The following is a 24,806-nucleotide window of genomic DNA, read 5'->3' as shown; positions in this document are numbered from 1 at the left end:
TTATCCGTTAACGAAGGGATACACGGGCCAGGACAGTCTGACCAATGGTATTTAAAGGACACTGCTGGCATACAGCGCCAATCTTATGTGCCTCCATAGGCATGCCGTATACAACACAGCTGTTCTTGTCCTGTCCGATAGTATAGGCGCCGTTTTTGCGCATGCGCAAAAGACCGGCAGCTCCATCTGCTCCCATTCCTGTGAGAAGAACGCCGATGGCGTGTTCCCGCACATGTAATGCAACTGAGTCAAAAAGCACATCCACGGAAGGTCTGTGTCCGTTTACCTTTTCTCCTTCCTGTACACTGACTGCATAGGAGTTTCCAAGAGGTACCACACGCATCTGCAGACCTCCGGGAGCTAAAAGCATGAGACCTTTGCGGATCCGGTCCCCGTTTTTCGCCTCCCGTACTTCCATTTTGCAGATCCTGTTTAAGCGCTCTGCATACATGGCTGTAAAACCGGCAGGCATGTGCTGGGTGATCACAACTCCGGGAGTATCTGCAGGAAAATTCTTTACTACCTCGAGAATGGCTTCTGTACCTCCGGTAGATGCCCCGATAGCGATCACGGTTTCAGGGGAAGCACCCAGAGGAATCTTTGGTTTCTGCAGGAAAGTATTTCTGGCAGGAGGTAAAGAAGAAACCTTGCGGATACCACCTGCCTGAGGGTCTGCAGGAGCAGAAGGAAGGTGTACGTGGGAAGCAGCCGCTACCATGAGTTTGGAACGGAGCATAGAAAGAAAGATCTCTTTAGACAGTCCATTGGTTTCATCCGGTTTCCGTACAAAATCCACAGCTCCGGCTTCCAGGGCATCAAAAACCCTCAGGTTCAGGGAAGATACCAGGATCACCGGGATAGGGTGGACGGGAAGCAGCTGCTTTAAAAAATCAATGCCTGACATTCCCGGCATTTCAATATCCAGGGTAAGCATATCCGGCTGCAGCAGCGGGATCTTTTCCTGGGCGTCAAGGGCATTTACTGCATATCCTACAACCTGGAAGCGGTCATCCTCAGAGAGAGAATGGATCAGCCAGGTGCGGAACAAGGGTGAATCATCCACCACCATTAATTTTAATTTATGATCCATGATCATAATGCCTCCTTAATAAGATAGCTGTAACAACGTATGAGATAACCTACGGGATCAGATCTTTCGGTAAATAGCCGGTTCAATATAGGAAAACGGGCAGCTTTCCTTATCCAGGCTTTCAGAATGTCCGATAAATAAGTAGCCTCCCGGAGCGGTAGCATCATAAAAGCGCCTTACCAGTGCCGCCTTCGTAGGACGGTCAAAATAGATCATCACGTTTCTGCAGAAGATCAGGTCAAACTTTTTGCGGAAATGGATGGGATCCATCAGGTTAAAGGAACGAAAGATCACATTTTTCCTTAAAGCATCTGAAACAGTATAGGTTTTATCTCCTATGGGAACAAAATAGCGTTCCTGCCAGGAAGGCGGAAGCTCTTTTAAGCTTTCAAGGGAATATCTGGGATCCATGGCAGAATCCAGAACACGCTGGGAAATGTCCGTAGCAAGGATACGGGTATCCCAGCTTCCGGGAATAGCGGAAAAATATTCTTTCAGATACATAGAAATGTTATAAGGTTCTTCACCGGAGGAGCAGCCGGCACTCCAGATCGCAATAGAACGGTCCCGGGAATGCTTGTTTGCAAGCTCAGGAAGAATCTGCTTCTGGAGAAAGTCAAAATGTTCTTTTTCCCGCATAAAATAGGTATAGTTGGTAGTCAGCTTGTTTAACATAACAGAAACCATCTCAGGATCTTTACCTGAGATGATCTCATCTATGTATTCTGTAAAACTATGAAACCCTTTCTGCTGCAGCATATTAGTAAGACGGCTGGTGATCAGCTGTTTTTTGTGGCTCAGATTGATACCATAGTGCTGTTGGATATAAGTGTAAAGACGGTTAAAATCCCCGTCACTTAATGTAAGCATTGTATGACCTCCTTAGGAATCGGATGTACTCTCGGAGTCTTTCCTGCACCTGCCTTTGCGGCTGACAAAAAATCTTCTCGCAAAATCAAGTACAAAAAGATTCCGGGAGTACATTAAGAGCTGACCAGGGACTTGCAGTCAAAAGACATAAGCACAGTCCCATTTTCAAGTGTGATCATACCATCTAACAGCTTCTGTCTGCGTTTGATAGGGATCGGACGTACATCCTGAAGATCAATATCGATCACCTGCTGCACAGAATCCACAACGATGCATACAGGAAGATCGTCTACATTTAAAACGATAAAGCAGGTCTTACTGTTATATTCCAAAGCAGGCTTGCCCATATAGAGCCGTATATCTACTACCGGAAGGATCTGACCACGCAGATTGATGATTCCCTTAATATAATCAGGTACCAGTGGAAGATGAGTGATCGCACAGTCATTGATGATCTCCGTTACGTTATTGATACTTAAAAACAGAGTCATGTCTCCCGACTCAAAGGTAAGACAGCGTTCAACGGACTGGTTTTCAGCCGGTACGTCTGTCCGGATATTTGTTTCTGTTACTTCAGCCATTTTAAAACCTCCTGTTTACGCATTCTCTACAGCTATGGAATATAAGCTGAGGATATCCAGAATGATGCTGATATTGCCATCACCCATAATGGTACAGCCGGTGATGCCGTGGTCTTTCAGGTTAAATTCACTGAGAAAAGCAGGAAGCGGCTTTACTACCACCTGCTGCTCGCCGATCAGATCATCTACAAACAGGCAGTAAGAACGGTCATTTGCTTCCACCCATAAAAGGATACCGTCTTCCATCTGGGTAACCTCAGTTGGAAGGTGATAGAAGGAATGGAGGCGGACGATAGGATAAAAATGGTCAACACGTTCTACCATTTCATTGCCATATTCATCTTTGATCACCTGATCTGCTTTTACCTTAAAGGACTGACGGATATTGGCGATCGGTATAGTAAAAATAGAATCACCTACCGTTACTTTCATTCCATCTACAATAGCCAGAGTCAGCGGGATCTTCATGGAAATCGTAGTTCCTTCACCGTAGGTACTGGATACAGAAACGATACCGCCTAAGGATTCTACATTTTTCTTTACAACATCCATTCCAACACCACGACCGGAATATTCAGTTACCTCTGTATTGGTGGAAAATCCGGGAAGCATGATCAGCCCCAGGATCTCCTTCTGGCTGTATTCAGAATCAGGCTTGGTCAGCATGTTCTTTGACCGGGCTTTTTCAAGAATCTTCTGGGGATCCATGCCATATCCGTCATCTTTAATGGAGATAACAACCTCACTGCTGGTATGGGAAGCGGAAAGTACGATTTCGCCCTGGGGATCCTTACCGGCAGCAATACGTTCCTGGGCTGTTTCTTCAATCCCATGATCCATGCTGTTACGCACGATATGCATGATAGGATCCTGTATATTGTCTACGATCGTCTTATCTACCTCTGTATCTTCACCTACAATGGTCAGACGGACGTCTTTTCCCAGGCTCTGCTTCATATCACGCACAATACGGTTCATTTTCTGGAACACGCCGGAAATCGGGACCATGCGTAAAGACATGGCAATATCCTGCAGATCATTGGTGAGTTTACGCAGCTGGCGTGCTGATTTCATAAAATTATCCCTGTTGTCCCTTGGCAGCAGGTTTAATTCAGGGGAAGATGTGACCATGGATTCAGTGATCACGATCTCACCAACAATATCCATCAGGCTGTCCAGCTTCATCAGGTTGACGCTGATCAGATTCTGCTTGACCGGGGCATGGGAAAGCATAGGAGCTGCTTTCCCGGCAGCTGTATCTGTGGATGCAGGTGCTGGTGCCGTGGGTTTAGAAACAGATGCCTTTTTTTCCTCAGCTTTTGCAGGAGGAGCAGCTTTTGGGACATTTACAAGCTCATAAGATCGGATGTGGTTCTGGGTTTTTAAAATTCCTTCAGCCTTAGAAGCGTCTTCACTGGAGTCAAAAGCAAGGAAAAAGCCATTTTCTGCGATCTTCTGTGAAGTATCCGGATCTGTTTCCATATCACTGGGATAGAAACGAAAAGTCACTTCACATTCCCTTACTGCATTTACGATCATATAAGCCCGCAGATTCTCCATTCCCACGCCTTCTTCCAGAAAAACATGGAAAAAGCAGGCTGCATCCTTATCATCAGGGAGAGAAGCAGGAGCTGCAGCACCAGGAGCTGCAGCTCCAGAAGCTGCAGGTGCAGCCTGTGAAGCTTCCGGCTGTGCAGGTGCAGCGCCGCTGATCTTCTTCAAAAAAGAATTGATCTCATTGGAGAACGCATCAATATCAGTAGAAAGAGGTACTCCCTGTTCTACTTTCTCGATTTCGCTTCTTAAATAATCCTCTGAACGGAACATCAGGTTGAAAAGCTCTTTCTTATGTTCAGGATCCAGAGTTTCGATTCCTTTATCACGGATATAAAAAAATACATCTTCAATATGATGGGCGATCGTGGAGATCGAATTAAATTCCATCATTGCAGAAGAGCCTTTGATCGTATGCATGATACGGAAGATCTCATTTACGTCATCGGTGGAAAAATCACCGTTTTTCTCATCAGCAACCAGCATTTCGTCTAACTGGTCTAAAAGATTGTTTTCTTCATAAAGGTATGTATCCAGAATACTGCTGTCCATACCACTGCTCATATTGTACACCGCCTTTTTTCATAATAATCAGAATAGTATTTCTTTTAACTTTATCGGCGGTGGTTGAAAATGGATAAGGGGATTTCAAAAAAGAAACAGTAAGTTGATACAACAGTTATAAAAAAAAAGAAAACGCCGATAAAATTATCAGAGATAGGATATCTGATCATTTTTGGAGGAAACCGTAAAAATGGCGATCAAAAGAAAAGAAAAAAGAAGGCTTTTGCAGACAGCGGCCCTCTTAATGCGGGCAAATGAAAGAGTGTTCATGGGATTCGGCCAGAATACAGAAGAAATGATGATCGATGCTCTTTCACAATCTCAGGAAACAGCCCTTTTGTTGGGAACAGAGCTGGAAAATGTGGGAAAAGCAGATCTGGTCCCCCTTCTGGAAGTATATTGTGAAGATCTTTATGAGATGAGTCAGAATCTTCACAGTAAAAAACAGATTGCAAGGCTGTATAAAAAAATAAAGAAAGAATTGAAACTTTTATATGAACGTATGGAGAATGATATGGAAACAGACCGTCTCTGTTTTGTCTTTCTTCCATATAAAGTGTCTATGTGGGATTCTATGGAAACCGTCTGGAAAGCGGCAGATAAGGATCCGGATTGCGATGCCTATGTTGTACCGATCCCCTATTTTGATAAAGACCAGGACGGGAATCTGGCAGTAGAACACTACGAGGGAGATCAGTATCCATCAGATGTTCCTGTCACAGATTACCGCACATTCCGCCTGGAAGATAAAAAACCGGATGCGGTGTTTATCCACAATCCCTATGACCAGAACAATAGATTGACCAGCGTCCATCCTGATTTTTATAGCAGCAGATTGAAGAAATATGCAGACCAGCTGGTATATCTGCCTTATTATACCACACCAAGTACTGGAAACGTAGAATCTGCGAAACGCCAGGCGAGAAGCACCGGGTTTGTCATTGAGCCGGGAACTATTAATGCAGACTGCTTTGTTACAGCAACAGAGCAGGAAAGAGAACTGTTTATCAATATTTTGTGTTCCGGACTCAAAGGAGTTCCAACAGAGCAATGGGAAGAGAAGGTACAGAACTTTGGATCACCAAAGATTGAACGTGCCCGAAGTACGAAAAGACAGGACAGTTCTCTTCCAGAAAAATGGAGGGAATGTCTTTACAGACCTGACGGAGCCAGGAAAAAGACTGTATTTTATAGTCTGTCTGTAGAGGCACTTCTGACCCAGCCAGATATGATGCAGAAGATAGAAGAGGTACTTCAATATTTTAGAAACAGAAAAGATCTCGCTTTATGGCTTCGTCCTCATCCACTGTATGAACAGACACTGGAGGTGATGCGGCCCCAGTTTTTACGGAAATATAGAGAACTTCTGGCTTCCTATGAAGAAGAAGGCTGGGGAATCCTGGACAGCGGATACGATCTTGATCTTGCCATTGCTTCCTGTGACTGCTATTACGGAGATTACAGCTCTGTAGCCCAGTTGTTCTGGGAAACAGGAAAACCGGTTTTATATCAGGATTCCCTGGTAAGAGAAAAGGAATGTAAGATACCATGCTGGCCGGGAGCTTTTTGGGAAGATGAAAAAGAGGTGTGGTTTGTTCACGGAAAAGTAAACCTGCTGTTTCATTATGATAAACAAATGGACAGACTTTCCTGCATAGGAAAGATTCCGGGAGAATTGGCATTTAAGGGAGATCTGTTCCGTTCTGTTGTACGGGTAGAAGACAGACTGTATCTTGTCCCATATTTTGCCAGAAACCTGGCCATTTACCATATAGATAAGGATCAGTTTGAGTCCGTACAGATCCGTGATGCAGAGCATTTTATAGAACAGCCGTTATTCCTGAAAGGCTTTCAGAGAGGTAATGTACTATATTGTATGCCTGCATGGTACAACAGCATCCTTTGCATAGATCTTACTTCCGGACATGTAACCTATACAATGGTGGATAAGAATAAAGTACGTGGTATTCCGGGGGTATTTGGCGGGGCTGTTTCTATAGGCAGAAACATTTTATGTCCGCAGACTTATAAAAAACGATGGCTGATCCTGAACACGGATACAGGAAAAGTATCCTGGTGCAGTTTTGCAGATCCGGAAAGGGAAATCACTTCGGTTACAGTTTGTGGTGATACTCTGGTATTTTTCGATGCCAGAACAGGATGCATCCTGAAAGAAACCAGAGAAGAGGGAAAAATAGAAGAGCTTTTATATATTGACAGCAACGAAATACAGCTATATGCAGTATCCGAAAATGAAGTGATCGCAGATGATCTGGGATCAGGAATCTATTTAAAGTTTTGTCTGGATGGAACAGTGGTTTGGAGAAAGGAACGGAAAGAAGAAAAGACCGTATTAGGCAGCAGATTTAGGAAAGTTACAGAAGGAGAAAAAAACTGTGATATCCGTTTTACAGAGCAGGAATATCAGGAATGGAATTCTCCGTCAGCAGCAATTTATAAGGATATCCTTCCCACAGATCTGTATTATGTAGAGGAGGAAAATGAAGTCCTTACGCTGGACAAATGGCTTTCTCTCTGTGACCAGATCCAGATGCCAGTACCAGATGATAGACACAGCGGTAAAATGATCAAGGACTATGTAAAAAGCAAGCTTGCAAATGGATGAAAAGAGAAAAATGAAAAACCAAACATCCCTTATGATTTTTCGGTACTTGCCGAATAATAAATATAGGGATTAGATTCCACAATATTCCACGAAAGAAATAACAAAGAGAGGGAAGGAACATGAAGAACCGTAATATGAAGCAAAAAATCACGATTGCTTTTGGAGCAGTGGTCATCTGTTTTTTTGTAACAGTTGGTGCACTTTTTTATGGAATGGTTAATATCAGTACAAGATATACCCAGTTCTATAAAAATAACCACGAAGCGATCGTACATGTAGACAAGGTAAAAATCTATACGCTGGCAACAATCCAGAATCTGGTGGAGGCTATGATTAATGATGACCCCACCGCCACAAAAACACATCTTTCAAACGTTGATTCGTATAGAGCCGGCCTTGAGGAGAACGCAGGCTGGTTCCTGGAGCATTATAATGGAGATATGACACTGGTAAACCAGTTTCATACACAGCTTCAGGCAACTTCTGAGGTCACAAACAAGGTCATAGAGTATCTGTCCACTGGTTCTGACCGTGCGAAAGAGCAGGCAAGGCTCACGTTTATCAATGAGTTTGACCCGGAAGTGTCCAAGCTGGAAGGAATTCTGGATCAGTTTAGCGATCAGGTGACAGACCTTGTTGGTAATGATTACAATTCTTCCATGCAGACCAGAAACGTCCTGTTTATTGTAGGGATCATAATTGTTATCGTTGCACTGATCCTTACCGTTATTATGGCAACGATCCTGATACGTTCCGTAGTGGAGCCGGTAAAACAGCTGCAGGAAGCTATGAAAAAGATGAGACAAGGTAATATGGATATTGAGATCGGATACAAGTCTGAAGATGAACTTGGAAGGCTTTCAGACGATCTGCGGTCTGTAGCAGCGTTCCTGAAAGCGGTAGTGGCAGATGAGACAAATATCCTTACAGAGATGAGCCGCGGAAACTTTAATGTGTATTCTTCTATGTCAAAGGATTATGTAGGAAGCTATGTTGCGATTTATAACTCTATGGTTCTTCTGAGAGATAATTTAAGCACGACGCTTTCGAGTGTTACCCAGTCAGCTGATCAGGTGGCAGCAGGTTCCGATCAGGTATCCTCCGGAGCACAGGCATTATCCCAGGGTGCTACCGAGCAGGCTTCTTCCGTGGAAGAACTGGCAGCTACCATTAATGAGATTTCCAATAATGTTGAAAAGAATGCCGAGAATGCAAAGTCAGCCAGCGACATGGCTGATAATGTAAGAGAACAGGCAGGAGAAAGCAGACAGCGTATGCAGGAGATGCTTTCTGCCATGACGGACATCAGCAACAGCTCCAGTGAGATTGGAAAGATCATCAAGACGATTGAGGATATTGCATTCCAGACTAATATTCTTGCTTTGAACGCAGCCGTAGAAGCAGCCCGTGCAGGAGCAGCAGGAAAAGGATTTGCAGTAGTAGCAGACGAGGTTCGTAATCTTGCAGGAAAATCAGCAGAAGCTTCAAAGAATACTTCTGCTCTCATTGAAGGTTCTCTTCACGCAGTTGACCGTGGTACAAAGATTGCAAATGACACGGCCAAGGCATTGCAGCAGCTGACCGAAGGCGTTCAGGGAGTAGCACAGACCATTGAGGAGATCTCTTCTGCCAGCGAGTCACAGGCAGTTTCAGTAAAACAGGTAAATGAAGGCATCAGCCAGATCTCCAGCGTTGTACAGAGCAATTCTGCAACTGCAGAAGAAAGCGCTGCAGCCAGTGAGGAACTTTCCAGCCAGGCACAGATCTTAAAGGATTTGGTAGGTAAATTCACATTGAAGGATGGTTCTGCGGATCCTGTATCACATACAGCACAGCCAGGCAAGACAACAGGAGAAACAGGAGAAAAAGAACCGTCATCCACTATCTCTTATGAGGATAATGACAAATACTAAGGCTGTGGTTAAAAAAGAATAGATAGTGTGTATGAGCGAGCCCACAGCAGATTTTATTTTCTGTTGTGGGCTTGATTAAAGTTGGAAAGGAAACTGAAAATGGCAGAGCCAAGAAAATTATCACCGGAAGAATTCAGGACGATGCAGCTGTTAGAGCTGGATATGCTGGAGGAATTGGACCGGGTATGTAGAAAATATGATATTAAATACTGTATTACCTATGGAACCCTCCTGGGAGCTGTCAGACATAAGGGATTTATCCCATGGGATGATGACTCTGATATAGCAATGCTTAGGGAAGAGTATGAAAAATTTCGTAAGGTTGCACACGAAATGGATCCTTCTATCTGCTATTTCCAGGATCATTTTAATGACCCGGAGTATCTTTGGCAGTATGGGAAACTGCGACGCACTGGAACTACATTTGTCCGTGCAGGTCAGGAGCATATGAAGGGAAAAAATGGGGTATTTGTGGATATCCTTGTGATGGATGACTGCCCCAAAAGCTTATTGGGGATGATATTTCATAGGTTCTGGTGCTTTTTTCTTCGAAAAATCCTCTATGCTCGGGTAGGAAAAGTAAATGCCAAAGGTTTACCGAAGCTCTGCTATCAACTTTTAAATTTGATTTCTGTAAACTGGGTATATAAACAGGTTGGGAAAATGTCAAAAAAAGTAGTAACACCAGCCCAAATAGAGTGAGAACTCTATTATCTCCATTATTTCAATATCATAAAAACTATAATCACGGAAAAGCACATTTTGGAATGCCTAAAAGTTGGTTTTTAGAGCGTTCAGAATATGATTTTGAAGGGCATAAATTTTATGGAACGAAGGATTATGATGGATTTTTAAAATATTTTTATAATGATTATATGACACCTCTTCCTGTAGAAAAAAGGCAGACACATGCTCCTGTATCAAGTTTTGACTTTAATGTAAAAAGCAAAAATGTAAAAGAAAAAATGCAAAATAATAAAGGAATCTGTGAGAACACAGCCAATACGGAAACGGGAAATAGTCATACTATTCTGATATCGCCAATTGGATTTTAAAACGAACTGAAATAAAAAGTAACCTGTCAAAAAAGATTCATGCATTGTTTGTGCCGAAGGCAGGAGCGATACAAGGAGGACATGTCGCGATGGCATGTTTAAATTAATGAAAATAGCAGTTTTATCAGATATACATGGTAATATGGAAGCTTTTCGTGAAGTTGTAAAATATCTGGAAAAAGAACAGATAAAAAAAGTACTCATTCTGGGAGATATTATTGATTATGGTCCTCACTCAAATGAGGTGATTACCTGCTTAATGGATCTTCCATGGGAAATAATCGGTAATATTCGTGGAAATCATGAGGAAGCAGTCATAGAACAAAAATATGACATGTTTTCTTCTGAAAGAGGGAAAAGATGTGCAGAGAATACGCGAAAATTGCTGAATGCACAAAGTTGGCATTATTTGAATACCATAATGGATTCAACAGCATTAACAGAGGTAGTTATAGAAGGAAAAAAATGCTTAGCAGTTCATGGAAGCCTTAAAGATCATTTGTGGACAGCTATCAGACCTGGGCAGGATTTAAGAGAATATAAAAAATATGACTATGTTTTTTCTGGACATTCCCATTTACCGCATATATTTGGTGAATATTATTATGTAGATAATATAGAATACAGAAATAAGAAACGTACAATGTTTATTAATCCAGGGTCTGTCGGACAGCCAAGGAATCATAATCCCAGAGCACAATTTGTACTATGGGATACAGAAACAGATGAATTTAAGATGTGTGCAGTTGATTATGATATAGAAAGAGAGCAGAAAGCATTTTCTGATAAAATAGATTCTTTTTATAAAAAAAGGTTATTAACAGGAGTATGATGATAATGAAAAACTTGTATGTGATCAGTGGAGTAACTGGAATGACAGGAAATGAATTGGCAAGACAGCTTGTCAGAATGGGACATAAGGTGATAGGTTTTGATAATTTTTTTGCGTCTTCTCTTCATACAGTAGAAGACATAGTCAATAATTCACTTTTTACGTTTTATCAATACGATATTAATGATAATGCCCAGATGGACAGCCTGAAACAAGAAATACAAAAAGAAAAGGGTCAATATGGTTTACTTGTATACATAAACTGTGCTGCAGTGGTACATACGGAACATTTTTATCATGTAAATCGCACGTTTACAACCAATGTACTGGGAATGAAGATGTTTCTTGACCAGGCGATAGAGAATGGTGCAGATATTTATATAAATTGTTCAACGTCTGAAGTATATTCTATGCAGTCATGGACACCGGATGGAGTGAAAGAGTCGGATTTTATTACTATGTCTGATGCAGAACACAGCCAGAGAACGAGCTATGCTACTGGAAAACTTATGACAGAATTTTTTATAAAAGATGCTGTGGATGAAGGTAAGATTAAAGGATGTTCGATTCGCTTTGCTAATGTTTACAGTAAAAATGAATTGTATCCAAAACATATTATCCCTTATATCCTTCACCAGTTAAAGGATACAGGAAAGGTGCAGCTTTTAGAAAATAGTAAGAAAAATATGAGAACATTTCTTTACAATGAAGATTCTTGCAGGGCTGTGATTGCATTGATTGATTCACCGGAGGCTTTGGATGGTTCTATTTATAATGTGGCAACGGATGAGGAAATATCCATTGTAAATCTGGTAAAAATGTGTGGGGATAAAATGGGGAAGAAAGATCCACAGATTGTATTTACAGGATTTAGAAAGTCAGATCCGGAAAGGAGACTGTTAAATACAGATAAAATCCGGGAAAGAACCGGATGGATGCCGAAAGTAACACTTGAACAAGGTATTGAAGAGTGTGTAAAGGAATTAAACAAATGAAAGTTTTAATCATAACGGTGGCGGGCATGTCTACACGATTCAGCCGGTCAGTAGGTAAGCCGGTCATTAAGTGTTTATATCATAATAAGTCATTAAAAGACAGCTTGTTGTATATTTTGTTAGAACGCAGCAGAGAATTTGACTATTTTATTATAGTGGGTGGATACAGATATAAAGAGTTATGCGAAACAATCAGGGCATCATTTAAAAAGTTTTCAGATAGGATTCTTTTGATTGAAAATCCATATTATTCAACCTATGGTTCAGGATATAGTCTTTATTTAGGACTGCAAAAAGCCTTTGAAACAGGGGCAGATGAGATCGTTTTTGCAGAAGGAGATTTATATTTTAATGAAGACGATTACCAAAGGGTGTGTAGTGCCGATAAAAGTGTGGTTACTGTTAATAGAAATCCAATCCTAGCAGACAAATCAGTTGCGCTGTATTTTGATATTGCTGGTGAAATCCGATACATATATGATACAGGACACAATGAATTACTCATAAAAGAGCCCTTTTTTGCGATTTATAATTCTGGACAGGTCTGGAAATTTTCAGATAAAGAAATAGCAAAAAAAGTATTTAGCAAAATAGATAAAGAAGAATGGAAAGGAACTAATCTGATTTTTGTTGAAAAATATTTTCGTACTATTGGGAGAGACAAGTATGAACTGATTACCTTGGGAAATTGGGTTAACTGCAATACATTAGATGACTTCAACCAAATTCAGGAGTATTAAAAGATGAAAACAATCAATGAAAAGCTGGAAAAATTGAAAAATGAATTGAAAAACAGGAAAGTCAGAATTATGATCATTGGCCTGGGAAGTGTAGGAAATTATTTGCTGGATTATCTGGTTTCTATGGCGGATGAGAATATGGAAATCTGCGTGGTTGGAAGAAATGAAGAAAAAATGAACTCGGATGTAAATATCGTTAAGGTTGCGTCGTTGATCAGAGGACAAAACAAATGTCAGGTAAAAATAAATGCTACTGTTGATTTAAACGATATAAAAACGATTGAGCATGCTATAGAGTGTTTTGTACCGGATATCATTGTCAATAGCAGCCGTGCTTACTCAGGGTTGAAATATGGAAGCATTTCGTGGAAAACAGTGCGGGCTTATGGAATCTGGTCTCCTTTATCTATACGATATACAAAAAATATCATGGAGGCTTATGAAAGAACTGGTTCAGATGCGATTGTTATTAATACATCTTATTCAGATGTGGTGATACCATGGTTGAAATCGGCAGGTAAGGCATATCCGGACTTTGGAAGTGGTAACATCAATCATCTGGTATACCGATTTAAGCTTGCGGCAGGCAATATTCTCTCGATTAGAGACTTTTGGAATATAGATATTACATTTGCAGTTGCCCATTTTCATGATGTATGTATTAGTAAAGAAGGTCATACAGAGGGAGTTCCAATGCTGATCGACATGAGATACCATGACAGTCCACTACCTTTGGGGATTGATAAAATCATATCCAATTGCAATATCCCTATGCCAGTTGATGCTAAAAGAAATATGATGAATGCTTCTAGTAATTTTGAAATTATTCAGGCAATCCTTGGGGCGGTAAGAACTGGAAAAAAGACAAAACTTCATTGTCCTGGGGTATTTGGTGAGATAGGTGGATACCCGGTTATTATTGATGGAAGTGGTGAATCTCCACGAGCGTATATAGATGAAACTGTTTTTTCTTTGGAAGAAATGAGGAAAAAAAACAAAGAATCTATTTATTTAGACGGAATAGAGAATGTCCAGGATGGTGTTCTTGTTTATACAAATGAATTGTTACAAAAAGTAAAAAAAGTTTTTGACGTGAATCTTACAAAACAGGTTTCTTTTGATGAAATAGATAATACAGCAGAGTTTATTATCAGGGAAATAATAGAAAAAAACAAATAAAACGAACAAATTAGAGGAGATTCAAATATGGGCATTGTATATACATGCTTTACAACAGATGTGATCCATGCAGGGCATTTAAATATCATCCATGAGGCACAAAAATATGGAGACGTAGTGGTTGGTGTTATGACAGATAAGGCATTAGTACAGTTTGACCGTTTTCCCACAATTTCTTTTTATGAAAGAAAAAAAATGGTGCAAGAAATTACTGGTGTGTCAGAAGTAGTCGAACAGGATTCAATTATGTATGATACGGTCATTAGGAAAATAAAGCCGGATTATGTTATACATGGAGATAATTGGTGTAAAGGACCTATGAAAGCAATCCGCGAAAATGCAAAAAAAGCAGTGGAAGCTTACGGTGGTAAGATCATTGATATTCCATATACATATGATCCACAGATTAAAGAACTCAGTAGGAAAATGAGGGCGAGACTTGCTATGCCAGAGTACAGACGGAAGCGATTAAAGCAGTTACTTGGCATTAGACCGATTGTAAAGGCACTGGAAGTTCATAATGGAATTACAGGTCTTATTGCAGAGAAAACGGTGGTTGAGCATAATGGCAGATTGGATCAATTTGATGCAATGTGGATTTCTTCTCTTTGTGATTCCACAGCTAAAGGGAAACCTGATATTGAGCTTGTTGATATGACAAGCCGGTTTAGAACAATTGATGATGTTACAGAGGTAACAACAAAACCTATCATTTTTGATGGAGATACAGGTGGGCTGACAGAACATTTTGTATATACAGTGAGGTCTCTTGAGAAAATGGGAGTTTCAGCTGTGATCATTGAAGATAAAACGGGGCTTAAGAAAAATTCGCTGTTTGGGACAGATGTGGCACAGACCCAGGATAGTATAGAACATTTCAGCCAGAAGATACGCGCAGGAAAAAATGCCCAGCTTACAGATGATTTCATGATCATTGCAAGAATTGAAAGTCTTATTCTGGAACGCGGAATGGAAGATGCTTTAAAGCGTGCAACTGCTTTTGTTAAAGCAGGTGCAGATGGAATTATGATTCATAGCAGAAAAAAAGATCCAGCGGAGATACTGGAATTTTGTGATAAGTTCAGGATGGTAAATACGGAAACACCTTTAGTAGTGGTTCCCTCCTCTTTCAATACGATTACGGAAGAGGAACTGGCAGTTCATGGGGTGAACCTTGTGATTTATGCGAATCAGTTGACTCGCAGTGCATTTCCTGCCATGCAGGATACAGCAAGAGAAATATTGAAATATCATAGAGCGAAAGAAGTGGATGACCGACTACTTCCGATTAAGGATATTATTACATTAATCGATACACTATAACAAGTGTGGAAAGAGAGTAAGGAGTGCAAAGAGCTTATGAAAGCAGAAAAGCTAGTACAGATTATAGGATCAGATTTTTATACAGGCGTGCCGGATTCACAATTAAAAGCACTTTGTGATTACCTGATGGCAACATATGGAATCAATGAGAACCATCATATAATAGCGGCAAATGAAGGAAATTGTACAGCTTTAGCAGCTGGTTACTATCTGTCCACAGGTAAGATACCTGTAGTATACATGCAGAATTCAGGAGAAGGAAATATTATTAATCCTGTTGCATCGTTGTTAAATGATAAGGTCTATGCGATACCCATGATATTTATTATAGGCTGGAGAGGTGAACCGGGAATACATGATGAACCTCAGCATATTTATCAGGGAGAGATTACTTTAAAACTTCTCGAAGATATGGGGATAGAAGCTTTTGTAATCCGCAAAGAAACAACGGATAAAGAAGTAGAGCAGCAGATGGAATGCTTTAGGAAAAAATTGGCAGTTGGAAAAGATGTAGCTTTTGTAGTCAGTAAAGGAGCTATTTCTACGGATACAAAGATTTCATACAAAAATCATAACAAAATGCTGCGAGAAGATGTTATTCGGCTTATTGTAAAAAATTCTAAAAAAGATCCAATTATTTCAACTACCGGGAAGGCATCGAGAGAACTTTTTGAAATAAGGACAGCAAATGAACAGGGGCACCAGTATGATTTTCTGACAGTAGGATCAATGGGGCATACGTCTTCTATTGCCCTGGGTATAGCACTAAATGAGCCAGATACAAAGATATGGTGTATTGATGGTGATGGTTCAGCTCTTATGCATATGGGAGCTATGGCGATAATAGGTTCTACTGCCCCCGCAAATATGATCCATGTAATCATTAACAATGAAGCGCATGAAACAGTTGGAGGCATGCCAACAGCGGCTTCTGTTAATTTTACAAAAGTTGCGAAAGCCTGTGGTTATCCACATGCAGTTTGTGTTGATACATTTGATGATTTGGAAAGAGAACTTAAGAAAGCAAGAAAACGAAAAAAGTTGAGTTTAATAGAGGTGAAGTGTGCTATTGGATCAAGACAAAATCTGGGTAGACCAACAACAACAGCTATTGAAAATAAGGAAAAGTTCATGGAGTATCTGAAAACATTAAATGAATATCAATTAATAACCACCTCTTTGAAAAGAGATTAATTTGTGAAGCGGATATTTTATTTTTTTGAGCGGGGATAATTTTCGTTGCGATTGGTCTGGCGAATCGGGAACTTCTGATCATCAAACAGAATAAATGCAGAAGATATGTCATCTGGCTGGAAACGGATATCGACCTTTGCGGAGATGAATTGCATGGGAACATCATAGCAGACGCCATCAATCGTAACTGTGGAGTCCTTACGGACTTTTCTGGTAATCCGGTTATAAAAACAGCCATCTAGCCATTGTCTGGACTCTGGCTTGCCTTTGCTAGCCCCATCACGGACATGGGTATGCAACAAAAGGATTCCAAGGGATACGCAGGACAGGTCTCCATTCCGGGCGGAACTGAGCCATAAAGGTGTCAAAGAGAAATTTAGATGAAGTTTTTATACGGATTAGCTTGCAAAGTAGTGAGTTTTTTCTTATCATCATAGAGTACATATTGGAATTTGCCGGAAAGAACTTTATGGCAATAAGAAAATGCAAAGAGCTGTTGGAACAGCAGTATGGTAATTACATGGAACTCCCCCCCAAAAAAAAGAACAAGTTCCTCACCACTTTGTGTGTGATTTTAAAATTTAAAAGGAGACAAATAAAACATGAAAAAAAGAATTGGAATAGTTAGTTATAACATCTATTGTAACTTCACAAATTATGGCTCTGCACTTCAATCATGGGCACTTTGTCAGTCTATAAAAAAGATTGCTGGGAATATAGTTGAGCCTGTCCTTGTTGATTATTGCCCTGAGGTTTTAGCTGATAAAGACCCATTGAATCCAGTTGCCAATATGTGGGATAAAGATGAGGAATCTCGTAAGATGTGTGAGCTTACACTGCCCGCTATTCAGGAAAATTATTATAAGTTTGATAAATTCTATCATAAGCGTTTTGAACGCACGTGTAAGAAATACACGGCTCAAAATTTTAATGATATTTCTATGGATGAAAACATTACAGGCTTCGTATGTGGAAGTGATACGATCTTTTGCATTGATGAGTTTGGAGGCTTCGATGATGGATATTTCGCAAATTATGATTGTATGAAAAAGAATAGCGTTGCGTATGCCGCAAGTTTTGCAGATTCACATTTTGATCAGGACGATTATCAAAAGTTGAACGAAAGGCTGAAAAATTTTAATGCGATTGGCTTAAGAGAAAATCAAATGATACCATATGTCGCTTCTCATGTAGATGTTCCAGTTCAAAGGGTAATTGATCCAACATTATTGCTGACAAGTAATGAGTACGACAAAATAGCGGACGAACGGCTGGAAAATGAGAAGTATCTGTTACTTTATTCGCGTAGATATAATCCTCATATGGAGGCTTATGCAGAGAAGCTTGCAGCAGAAAATGGCTGGAAGATCGTTGAAATTAGTTTGCGCGCAAAAAATGCTGAAAAAACTAATCGCCGAATGTTCTATGAGGCAGGGGTTGAAGAGTTTTTGTCCCTTACGAAATATGCAGAATGTGTTGTGACAAATTCGTTCCATGGAGCGATATTTGCTGTTCAATACAGTAAGCCGTTCTACGTATTCTCCAGAGAACTGTGTGATACTAAAATAAAAGAGCTTCTTGCCCTGTTTGGCTTGACTGACCATTTGCTGGTAAGTGGAGCGGAAGACAAGGGTAATTTGAACGATATAAATTATGAAGTAGTTCATAGTCGCATAGCAGAAGCTAGAAAAAAATCTCTTGAGTTCTTGCACATGGAATTGACTTCCTGCTTTTAATGGTGGTGTGAGATATGGCGGGATACTTGATAGACAAAGATAAGGGAAAGTGTTACGGCTGTGAAGCCTGTGTTCAGATTTGCCCTAAAAGTGCATTGAAGATGGAAGAGGACGATGAAGGATTTCGTTATCCGATTCTTAATAAAGACTTGTGTGTAAAATGTAATTTGTGCCACCAAGTCTGTCTTTATGAGAATATGCCAGTGCGATATGGCAAGGACAAGTATGTTTTTGGTGGATATATCAAAGATGAAGAAGTACGTTTTGAAAGCACTAGCGGCGGTGCATTTTCAGCTATTGTCGATACTTTTTGCGATGACAATTATGTGATTTTTGGTGCAGAAAGTAAGGGGCTTTTAGTTTGGCACAGTTATATTACCGACAAGAAAAATTTGGCTAAGTTTAGAAAATCAAAATATTCCCAAAGCAAAATGGGTAAATCATATCAGCAGGCTAAAGATTTTTTGAATTCCGGAAAGAAAGTGCTTTTTTCTGGAACGCCATGTCAAATTTCTGGATTAAAGGCGTTTTTGCGTAATACGAATCAGGATAACTTATTAACCGTGGAGGTTATTTGCGAAGGCGTCCCGAGTCCCCTTTATATTCGGAAATATGAGCAATCACTAAAAAAGAAATTCGGTGCTTTAATCGAAAGCATTGACTACAGGTATAAGGGCCACTCTTTTCTCGGACATCACAAATGGGACTTTGAGATAATGAGGACCACAGTTATGATGAACGATAATAAGAAAAAAGTAATTGAAAAAGACCGTTGGTTTAACCCATTTTGGTATATTTGGTTGAAGCATCTTATGAGCCGACCTTCATGCTATGAATGCCTCTTTGCGACAACGGAACGGACAGCCGATATATCTCTCGGCGACCTATGGGGAGTACATATTTATTGTATGGAATTATATGGTAAAAATGGTGGTTCTTCTCTGGCAATTGCAAATACTGAAAAGGGAAAATCTGTATTGAAAAAAGCTGAAGGTTCGATGTATGGGCATGAGTTGAGATTTGAAGATGCTTTAAGGTATCAAGGTCCAATGCGTAAACATATTGAAATGAACCCTAAGCGAGAACAATTTATGCAGGATCTGAAAAGTGAAATGGATATTGAAGATATTAACAGAAAATGGGCAGATAAGCCATCGCTAAAACTATTATGGCAGAAATACGTTTGGGGTAATCGTCAGAAAGCTTTTGTGTGGTCTATAAGGAATAGAAAGTAACATATAAAGGAGATCAGTACAATGTATTATCTAAACCAAAAGATAGAAAATCTGGTTAGAATTTTTGACCAGAATGAACGGAAGAGCTATCTTTAAAGCATTTACAAAGAAAGGTGGCCGGAAGCATGGGAAGATTTGTAAACCCAGACAGCAGTGCGTTTCAGGTTGCTCTTAACTCCAGAATATATGTGGATAAGACTGGCTTGATCGAGTATACAAATAGTGTTCTCGATACAACGAATGCCTATATCTGCAATAGTCGGCCGCGCCGGTTCGGAAAGTCTTATGCAGCAAACATGCTGGCGGCATATTACAGCAAGGGTACGGATTCCGAGCAGATGTTTTCAGGATTGAGGATAAGCAAAGATGCCGATTTCAAGAAGCATCTTAATAAATACGATGTGATCCATATTGATATTCAGTGGTTTTTAGCAAACTGTGATGATGCGGATAAAGTGGTCTCTTTTATAACAAAAAGTGTTCTGGATGAACTTCGTGGCATTTATCCAGATGCGCTGCCACAAGAGGTAGTGACTCTTCCGGATGCGCTTTCACGGGTAAAGGAATGTACTGGACAGAAATTTGTTGTTATCATAGATGAATGGGATGTTATTATCCGAGATGGAGCAATTATAGAAAACGTTCAGGATGAATACCTTAATTTTTTAAGGGGAATGTTTAAAGGTGTAGAACCAACGAAGTACATCCAGCTGGCATATCTTACGGGAATTCTGCCGATTAAGAAAGAAAGGGCCCAGTCCGCAGTAAATAACCTGGATGAGTTTACAATGCTGCAGGCAGATGAATTGGCTCCATACATCGGTTTTACCGAAAATGAGGTAAAAGGACTCTGTGAAAAATACAACAGGGATTTTGATAAAGTCAAAAAATGGTATGATGGGTATCTGCTTGATGGATATCAAGTGTATAATCCCAAAGCTGTTGTAAGTGTAATGACAAAAGGACGATTTAGAAGCTATTGGTCTGAGACCGGTTCGTATGAGGTAGTTGTACCACTCATCTGCATGAATTATGATGGGCTGAGGAATGCGATTATCGAGATGCTTTCAGGTTCAGAAGTTAAAGTTGATACAGCAACTTTCAAAAATGATCCGGCTAAGATACAAAATCGTGACGATGTGATCACCTACTTGATTCACCTTGGTTATCTAGGATACAATGAGGATAGTGAATCAGCATTTGTTCCGAATGAGGAGATCAGACAGGAACTAATCACAGCTGTGAGAAGCAGTAATTGGGATGAACTGATTGCATTTCAGCAAGAATCGAGAAAACTTCTTACAGCTACACTGTCAATGGATGAAAAACAGGTTGCTGCTGAAATCGATAAGTTTCATTCACAGTATGCATCAATGATCCAGTATAACGATGAAAATTCGTTGAGCAGCATAATCACTATTGCTTATCTGGGAGCAATGCAGGATTGAGAAATATGAGAAGAATTGATTCTGCTTGGAGCTGATCACACCTTCCGGTTATATCTGAGTACATTTCCGGTTTAACTACCACTGCCAGCCGTTTGCTATAGGCTCCTCCCACTACCTTCAGGTGGTGGGAGGAGCCTTGTAAATCTTTAGTCATTACCCCTGACTCTCAATATATTTTTGTATGGTAGCTGACGATACTTCTCCGATGCTACAAGCAAAATATCCGTCTGACCCAAATATCTTTTTCTTCCAATACTGTTTAGACAGAAGCGAACCATATTTGTGCCATAAATAATACGTTGTTTCTTGATTTACAATTTTGACAATATCGCAAACCCTATCTGTTGTATCGTAACTTAATAAGAAATGTATATGGTCTTTGTCGGTTTCTATAGCAATAATTTCGTAGCCATAAGTATTAGCAATATCGAAAATCTTTTGTTTAACATCATCAGCGATAGAACCTTTGAGTAATTGTTTACGATTGCAAGTGTACAGATCTGTTCACAGTTACAAAGAAGCTATCTTGTGATATAAGCCTTCAACAGCTCAAAGGTATTGTGAACTCCGTCCATATGGGAGCGTTCGTAATTATGGGAAGCATAGACTCCAGGACCGATGAGACCGTGACGGATATCATATCCGGCGCGCAGGGTAGTCTCCACATCGGAGCCATAATGCGGATAAACATCAATGGCATAATCCAGCTTCTTCTCCTTTGCAAGGTTGGAAAGAGCCGTGATCAGATCATAGTTATAAGGACCACCGGAATCTTTGGCACAGATCGAAACCATCCGTTCGGTGCAGCCAAGGTCGCTGCCGACACAGCCCATATCGACAGAAATCATCTCCTCTGTATCATCCGGTACGACACTTCCGCCGTGCCCTACTTCTTCATATACTGTAAATAATAAAGAAACCTTGCGGTTCAGCTTCCAGGCATCTTCACGTACGGCTCTGGCGAGACCCAGCAGGATAGCGGCAGAAAGCTTGTCATCCAGAAAACGGCTCTTGATGTATCCGCTTTCTGTCACAACCGTGCGTGGGTCCATGGCGATGATGTCACCGGTCTGGATCCCAAGTGCCAGAGTATCCTGATCGGAAGTGACATTTTCATCCAGCAGGATCTCCATATTTTCTTCGATCAGCTCGGTTTTCTGATCAGCCACGTGGGAAGAAGGCTCCTTGTTCAGTACTACACCGGTGTAAACTCTGCCATCACGAGTGTGAATGGTGCAGTTCTCGCCGTCCGCTGTGGACCACTGATGACCTCCGATGGTTGTGGGCCGCAGACGTCCGTTTTCCTTGATGGAGCGAACCATAGCCCCCAATGTATCAACATGGGCTGCCAGTACCAGAGGAGAGCCGGAACCACCCAGGGTAACGAATACGTTCCCCTTATTGCTGCGCTCCGGGGAATACCCCAGAGAAGATAATTCGGACAACAGGTAATCAGTCACTTTTGCTGTAAAGCTGGACGGACTCGGGATAGAAGTTAAGGTGTATAACTGCTCTTTGATAAAATTCATATGAGAGTTCATGTTTACATTCCTCCTGAAGGATATTTCTGATTACTATTGTAGCGAACCGGAGAAGAAAGGTCAACAAAGGATCTGACGAAAAGAAGGACGCTCCAGCTCACCGACAACCGATGACGATCAGAAAATGAGGTCTGCAAATCGGGAAAGTTTCTTTACAGGAAATTTTGCATATGAAAAGTTTCGTATCGCTTTACAAACTACCGGGTTCTCCGATATAATTGCATTGAGAAATCGAGGGATAAGAGGAATGGATAGTTTAAGGAAACAATATGAGTGAATTTACCTGTAATAGGATATCAAACAAGAAGGAGAGACTAGGTTGTTGCGAACAAAAAAGGCATTATTTCAGGGCGCTCTGCTGATTGCCGGTATAGTCATGCTGTGCGTCGGCGTGATGCGAGGAGAGGCGGATACCGTGTTAAGTAAGGCGATCAGGCTGTGTTTGGAGTGTGTAGGAATTGGATAACAGAAAACATATCATATCAAAGATACTGAGCCGGTTTCGCGGCTGGATCCAGGCAGCGGCGGCGCTTCTTACGAACCCTCACCTGCCGAATTTTTTCAAAGGCGGGATCTATCAGGGAAAGGAAAAGGCAGTCTGCGTGCCGGGGCTGAACTGCTATTCCTGTCCGGCGGCAGCCGGGGCATGTCCGATCGGTTCCTTTCAGGCGGTGGTCGGCTCATCGAAATTCAGCTTTTCCTATTATATAACAGGATTTCTGATCCTGGTTGGTGTCCTTTTAGGGCGCTTTATATGCGGATTTTTGTGCCCCTTTGGCTGGCTGCAGGATCTTCTTCACAAAATTCCGGGAAAAAAGCTGTCCACGGAAAGGCTTAAGCCTCTGACTTATCTTAAATATGCCGTGCTGTTTTTTACCGTGATCGCACTGCCGGCGCTTGTTGTAAATGATGTGGGAATGGGTGACCCATTCTTTTGCAAGTATCTCTGCCCGCAGGGAGTTTTAGAGGGGGCAATTCCTTTGTCAGCCGTTAATCCGGGGATCCGGTCGGCATTGGGACAGCTGTTTACCGGAAAGCTTATGATCCTGATCGGAGTTTTCGTTCTAAGTGTGCTGTTTTATCGGCCGTTCTGCAAATGGCTCTGTCCCCTCGGTGCGTTTTATGCGCTGATGAACAAGGTATCCCTGCTTGGGATCAAAGTGGATGAACACAGATGCATCTCCTGCGGAGCATGCAGAAGAGTCTGTCAGATGGATGTCGATGTCACAAGCTCACCCAATCACACGGAATGTATCCGGTGCGGGAAGTGTATCAATGCCTGTCCCACGGATGCCGTCAGCTTTTGCTACGGCTTTGCGTCCGACTCAAATAGAAATGGAGAAAAGAAATGAAACGATCAAATATGACAGCGATCCTGCTCATCGTTGTGTTGGCATTTGGCCTCACAGCGTGCGGGGGAGCAAAGAATAACAAGGAAACTGCCTCCGGGCAGACGTCAGAGAGCGGAACGTCACTGTCCGCGGAGCCGGGAGATGACAAAGAAGCAGCAGACCTGTATCAAAAGCTGATGCAGAAGGAGGAGGACATCCAGTCAGCCAATGCAGAGCTCTGGGAAAAGCTGTTCCTGACGATCGATAAGGACCAGGTGGTAAGCGGAGACAATAATAATTACGGCGATTTTCTTCGGAAGGCGATCGAAGCTGCAAAGGATCAATTTACAGCAGATGAGTTGAAAATTCTGAATGACGGAGCCGGACAGATCCGGGAGATCGAGGAAAAACTGATGGCTCTGGAGGAGAAATATCCGGATTGCGTCAAGATGCCGGGGGAAGGTGAGAGTGCTGCGGCAGGAAATGCTGAGAGCGGTCAGGAAAAGTTCCCGGACTTTCAGGGAAAGGATCTCGATGGCAAGGAGGTAAACAGCAGTGAACTCTTTTCCGGCAATACCGTAACCGTCGTGAATTTCTGGTTTACGACCTGCAAGCCCTGTGTCGGAGAGCTTGCGGATCTGGATGCGCTGAATCAGGAGCTGGCGCAAAAGGGCGGTGCGGTCGTAGGAATCAATGCATTTACGCTGGACGGCGATGAGGGTGCGATTGCCGAGGCGAAGGAGATCCTGTCAAAAAAGGGAGCATCCTATCAGAATCTCTGGTTTGACTCCGACAGCGATGCCGGCCGTTTTACCGCCGGACTGTATGCATTCCCAACGACCTATGTTGTTGATCAGAACGGGAACATCGTGGGACAGCCGATCGTAGGCGCGGTCACATCCCCGGAGCAGACGAAGGCGCTTAATGCCCTGATCGAGCAGGCGCTTGCCACTTGTAAAAGAAATCCCCGCCCCGTATAATAAAAGTCAGGGAATGGAA

At 41.5% G+C, this 24,806-nt stretch carries 22 protein-coding genes; 16 read left to right on the top strand and 6 right to left on the bottom strand.

Annotated elements, in window-relative coordinates:
* Positions 1 to 7: 7 nt before the first annotated feature.
* From DW677_RS07940 to DW677_RS07925, 4 genes are all read right to left on the bottom strand, one after another.
* Positions 8 to 1,096: a chemotaxis response regulator protein-glutamate methylesterase gene (locus DW677_RS07940; RefSeq protein ID WP_347472264.1), complete on the bottom strand. Its 1,089-nt coding sequence runs from the start codon at positions 1,094 to 1,096 to the stop codon at positions 8 to 10.
* Between the two features lie 51 nt (positions 1,097 to 1,147).
* On the bottom strand, positions 1,148 to 1,960 hold the full coding sequence (locus DW677_RS07935; protein ID WP_015553176.1) for a protein-glutamate O-methyltransferase CheR: 813 nt from the start codon (positions 1,958 to 1,960) through the stop codon (positions 1,148 to 1,150).
* Between the two features lie 113 nt (positions 1,961 to 2,073).
* Entirely contained in the window at positions 2,074 to 2,541 is a 468-nt protein-coding gene (locus DW677_RS07930; protein ID WP_117505533.1) for a chemotaxis protein CheW, read from the bottom strand.
* 15 nt (positions 2,542 to 2,556) lie between these two features.
* Positions 2,557 to 4,659 (bottom strand): chemotaxis protein CheA, encoded by a 2,103-nt coding sequence (locus DW677_RS07925; protein ID WP_117566841.1) that lies wholly within the window; start codon positions 4,657 to 4,659, stop codon positions 2,557 to 2,559.
* 190 nt (positions 4,660 to 4,849) lie between these two features.
* Here DW677_RS07925 and DW677_RS07920 point away from each other — a divergent pair, with 190 nt between their 5' ends.
* From DW677_RS07920 to aepY, 10 genes are all read left to right on the top strand, one after another.
* Positions 4,850 to 7,285: a hypothetical protein gene (locus DW677_RS07920; RefSeq protein WP_117566839.1), complete on the top strand. Its 2,436-nt coding sequence runs from the start codon at positions 4,850 to 4,852 to the stop codon at positions 7,283 to 7,285.
* Positions 7,286 to 7,404: 119 nt separating this feature from the next.
* Positions 7,405 to 9,198 (top strand): methyl-accepting chemotaxis protein, encoded by a 1,794-nt coding sequence (locus tag DW677_RS07915; protein WP_117566838.1) that lies wholly within the window; start codon positions 7,405 to 7,407, stop codon positions 9,196 to 9,198.
* Positions 9,199 to 9,297: 99 nt separating this feature from the next.
* The gene (locus tag DW677_RS18715; RefSeq protein WP_242992129.1) at positions 9,298 to 9,900 is read left to right on the top strand and encodes a LicD family protein; all 603 of its coding nucleotides are present in this window, start codon (positions 9,298 to 9,300) and stop codon (positions 9,898 to 9,900) included.
* Between the two features lie 65 nt (positions 9,901 to 9,965).
* The gene (locus DW677_RS18710; RefSeq protein WP_242992128.1) at positions 9,966 to 10,253 is read left to right on the top strand and encodes a hypothetical protein; all 288 of its coding nucleotides are present in this window, start codon (positions 9,966 to 9,968) and stop codon (positions 10,251 to 10,253) included.
* A gap of 94 nt (positions 10,254 to 10,347) precedes the next feature.
* Positions 10,348 to 11,085: a metallophosphoesterase family protein gene (locus tag DW677_RS07905; RefSeq protein WP_117566836.1), complete on the top strand. Its 738-nt coding sequence runs from the start codon at positions 10,348 to 10,350 to the stop codon at positions 11,083 to 11,085.
* A gap of 5 nt (positions 11,086 to 11,090) precedes the next feature.
* Complete coding sequence (locus DW677_RS07900; protein ID WP_117566873.1) at positions 11,091 to 12,080, top strand: NAD(P)-dependent oxidoreductase; 990 nt, start codon at positions 11,091 to 11,093, stop codon at positions 12,078 to 12,080.
* Complete coding sequence (locus tag DW677_RS07895) at positions 12,077 to 12,820, top strand: DUF6564 domain-containing protein (RefSeq protein WP_117566834.1); 744 nt, start codon at positions 12,077 to 12,079, stop codon at positions 12,818 to 12,820. Before DW677_RS07900 ends, DW677_RS07895 begins: the two co-directional genes overlap by 4 nt.
* Positions 12,821 to 12,823: 3 nt before the next feature.
* Entirely contained in the window at positions 12,824 to 13,999 is a 1,176-nt protein-coding gene (locus DW677_RS07890; RefSeq protein ID WP_117551762.1) for a hypothetical protein, read from the top strand.
* Positions 14,000 to 14,026: 27 nt separating this feature from the next.
* Complete coding sequence (gene aepX / locus DW677_RS07885; RefSeq protein WP_117566832.1) at positions 14,027 to 15,322, top strand: phosphoenolpyruvate mutase; 1,296 nt, start codon at positions 14,027 to 14,029, stop codon at positions 15,320 to 15,322.
* A gap of 36 nt (positions 15,323 to 15,358) precedes the next feature.
* Complete coding sequence (gene aepY, locus DW677_RS07880) at positions 15,359 to 16,516, top strand: phosphonopyruvate decarboxylase (protein ID WP_117503673.1); 1,158 nt, start codon at positions 15,359 to 15,361, stop codon at positions 16,514 to 16,516.
* A gap of 17 nt (positions 16,517 to 16,533) precedes the next feature.
* Here aepY and DW677_RS07875 read toward each other — a convergent pair whose 3' ends face one another.
* Complete coding sequence (locus tag DW677_RS07875; protein WP_242992133.1) at positions 16,534 to 16,815, bottom strand: Mu transposase C-terminal domain-containing protein; 282 nt, start codon at positions 16,813 to 16,815, stop codon at positions 16,534 to 16,536.
* Between the two features lie 303 nt (positions 16,816 to 17,118).
* Here DW677_RS07875 and DW677_RS07865 point away from each other — a divergent pair, with 303 nt between their 5' ends.
* The 3 genes from DW677_RS07865 (at position 17,119) to DW677_RS07855 (ending at position 20,935) form a co-directional block, all read left to right on the top strand.
* Positions 17,119 to 18,252, top strand: a complete 1,134-nt coding sequence (locus tag DW677_RS07865; RefSeq protein ID WP_117566829.1) for a polysaccharide pyruvyl transferase family protein — start codon at positions 17,119 to 17,121, stop codon at positions 18,250 to 18,252.
* Between the two features lie 14 nt (positions 18,253 to 18,266).
* A complete protein-coding gene (locus DW677_RS07860) occupies positions 18,267 to 19,487 on the top strand; it encodes a Coenzyme F420 hydrogenase/dehydrogenase, beta subunit C-terminal domain (protein WP_117566827.1) in 1,221 nt (406 codons plus the stop codon).
* 125 nt (positions 19,488 to 19,612) lie between these two features.
* A complete protein-coding gene (locus DW677_RS07855; protein WP_117566825.1) occupies positions 19,613 to 20,935 on the top strand; it encodes an AAA family ATPase in 1,323 nt (440 codons plus the stop codon).
* A 521-nt stretch (positions 20,936 to 21,456) separates the two neighbouring features.
* Here DW677_RS07855 and DW677_RS07845 read toward each other — a convergent pair.
* Positions 21,457 to 22,476: a M42 family metallopeptidase gene (locus DW677_RS07845; RefSeq protein WP_117515143.1), complete on the bottom strand. Its 1,020-nt coding sequence runs from the start codon at positions 22,474 to 22,476 to the stop codon at positions 21,457 to 21,459.
* A gap of 319 nt (positions 22,477 to 22,795) precedes the next feature.
* Here DW677_RS07845 and DW677_RS07840 point away from each other — a divergent pair, with 319 nt between their 5' ends.
* Genes DW677_RS07840 through DW677_RS07830 form a run of 3 tightly spaced genes read left to right on the top strand, consistent with a single transcriptional unit; the run spans position 22,796 to position 24,787 of the window.
* Complete coding sequence (locus tag DW677_RS07840) at positions 22,796 to 22,942, top strand: CD1871A family CXXC motif-containing protein (RefSeq protein ID WP_117503664.1); 147 nt, start codon at positions 22,796 to 22,798, stop codon at positions 22,940 to 22,942.
* Positions 22,935 to 23,828 (top strand): 4Fe-4S binding protein, encoded by an 894-nt coding sequence (locus DW677_RS07835; protein ID WP_117551757.1) that lies wholly within the window; start codon positions 22,935 to 22,937, stop codon positions 23,826 to 23,828. Before DW677_RS07840 ends, DW677_RS07835 begins: the two co-directional genes overlap by 8 nt.
* Positions 23,825 to 24,787, top strand: a complete 963-nt coding sequence (locus DW677_RS07830) for a TlpA disulfide reductase family protein (protein ID WP_117551756.1) — start codon at positions 23,825 to 23,827, stop codon at positions 24,785 to 24,787. Before DW677_RS07835 ends, DW677_RS07830 begins: the two co-directional genes overlap by 4 nt.
* The last annotated feature ends 19 nt before the right edge of the window (positions 24,788 to 24,806 follow it).

It is taken from the genome of Clostridium sp. AM25-23AC, assembly GCF_003435125.1.
Taxonomy (GTDB): domain Bacteria; phylum Bacillota; class Clostridia; order Lachnospirales; family Lachnospiraceae; genus Pilosibacter; species Pilosibacter fragilis.
Note: the sequence above shows the minus strand (reverse complement) of the source record. Positions and strands in the feature narration are given on the sequence as shown.

Excerpts from the sequence above, each read along its gene's own strand:
- DW677_RS18715 (WP_242992129.1), top strand. The coding sequence starts at position 9,298 with ATGGCAGAGCCAAGAAAATTATCACCGGAAGAATTCAGGACGATGCAG.
- DW677_RS07855 (WP_117566825.1), top strand. The coding sequence starts at position 19,613 with ATGGGAAGATTTGTAAACCCAGACAGCAGTGCGTTTCAGGTTGCTCTT.
- DW677_RS07930 (WP_117505533.1), bottom strand. The coding sequence starts at position 2,541 with ATGGCTGAAGTAACAGAAACAAATATCCGGACAGACGTACCGGCTGAA.
- DW677_RS07830 (WP_117551756.1), top strand. The coding sequence starts at position 23,825 with ATGAAACGATCAAATATGACAGCGATCCTGCTCATCGTTGTGTTGGCA.
- DW677_RS07935 (WP_015553176.1), bottom strand. The coding sequence starts at position 1,960 with ATGCTTACATTAAGTGACGGGGATTTTAACCGTCTTTACACTTATATC.
- DW677_RS07915 (WP_117566838.1), top strand. The coding sequence starts at position 7,405 with ATGAAGAACCGTAATATGAAGCAAAAAATCACGATTGCTTTTGGAGCA.
- DW677_RS07940 (WP_347472264.1), bottom strand. The coding sequence starts at position 1,096 with ATGATCATGGATCATAAATTAAAATTAATGGTGGTGGATGATTCACCC.
- aepX (WP_117566832.1), top strand. The coding sequence starts at position 14,027 with ATGGGCATTGTATATACATGCTTTACAACAGATGTGATCCATGCAGGG.
- aepY (WP_117503673.1), top strand. The coding sequence starts at position 15,359 with ATGAAAGCAGAAAAGCTAGTACAGATTATAGGATCAGATTTTTATACA.
- DW677_RS18710 (WP_242992128.1), top strand. The coding sequence starts at position 9,966 with ATGCCTAAAAGTTGGTTTTTAGAGCGTTCAGAATATGATTTTGAAGGG.
- DW677_RS07900 (WP_117566873.1), top strand. The coding sequence starts at position 11,091 with ATGAAAAACTTGTATGTGATCAGTGGAGTAACTGGAATGACAGGAAAT.
- DW677_RS07865 (WP_117566829.1), top strand. The coding sequence starts at position 17,119 with ATGAAAAAAAGAATTGGAATAGTTAGTTATAACATCTATTGTAACTTC.
- DW677_RS07925 (WP_117566841.1), bottom strand. The coding sequence starts at position 4,659 with ATGAGCAGTGGTATGGACAGCAGTATTCTGGATACATACCTTTATGAA.
- DW677_RS07890 (WP_117551762.1), top strand. The coding sequence starts at position 12,824 with ATGAAAACAATCAATGAAAAGCTGGAAAAATTGAAAAATGAATTGAAA.
- DW677_RS07845 (WP_117515143.1), bottom strand. The coding sequence starts at position 22,476 with ATGAACTCTCATATGAATTTTATCAAAGAGCAGTTATACACCTTAACT.
- DW677_RS07920 (WP_117566839.1), top strand. The coding sequence starts at position 4,850 with ATGGCGATCAAAAGAAAAGAAAAAAGAAGGCTTTTGCAGACAGCGGCC.
- DW677_RS07860 (WP_117566827.1), top strand. The coding sequence starts at position 18,267 with ATGGCGGGATACTTGATAGACAAAGATAAGGGAAAGTGTTACGGCTGT.
- DW677_RS07905 (WP_117566836.1), top strand. The coding sequence starts at position 10,348 with ATGTTTAAATTAATGAAAATAGCAGTTTTATCAGATATACATGGTAAT.
- DW677_RS07895 (WP_117566834.1), top strand. The coding sequence starts at position 12,077 with ATGAAAGTTTTAATCATAACGGTGGCGGGCATGTCTACACGATTCAGC.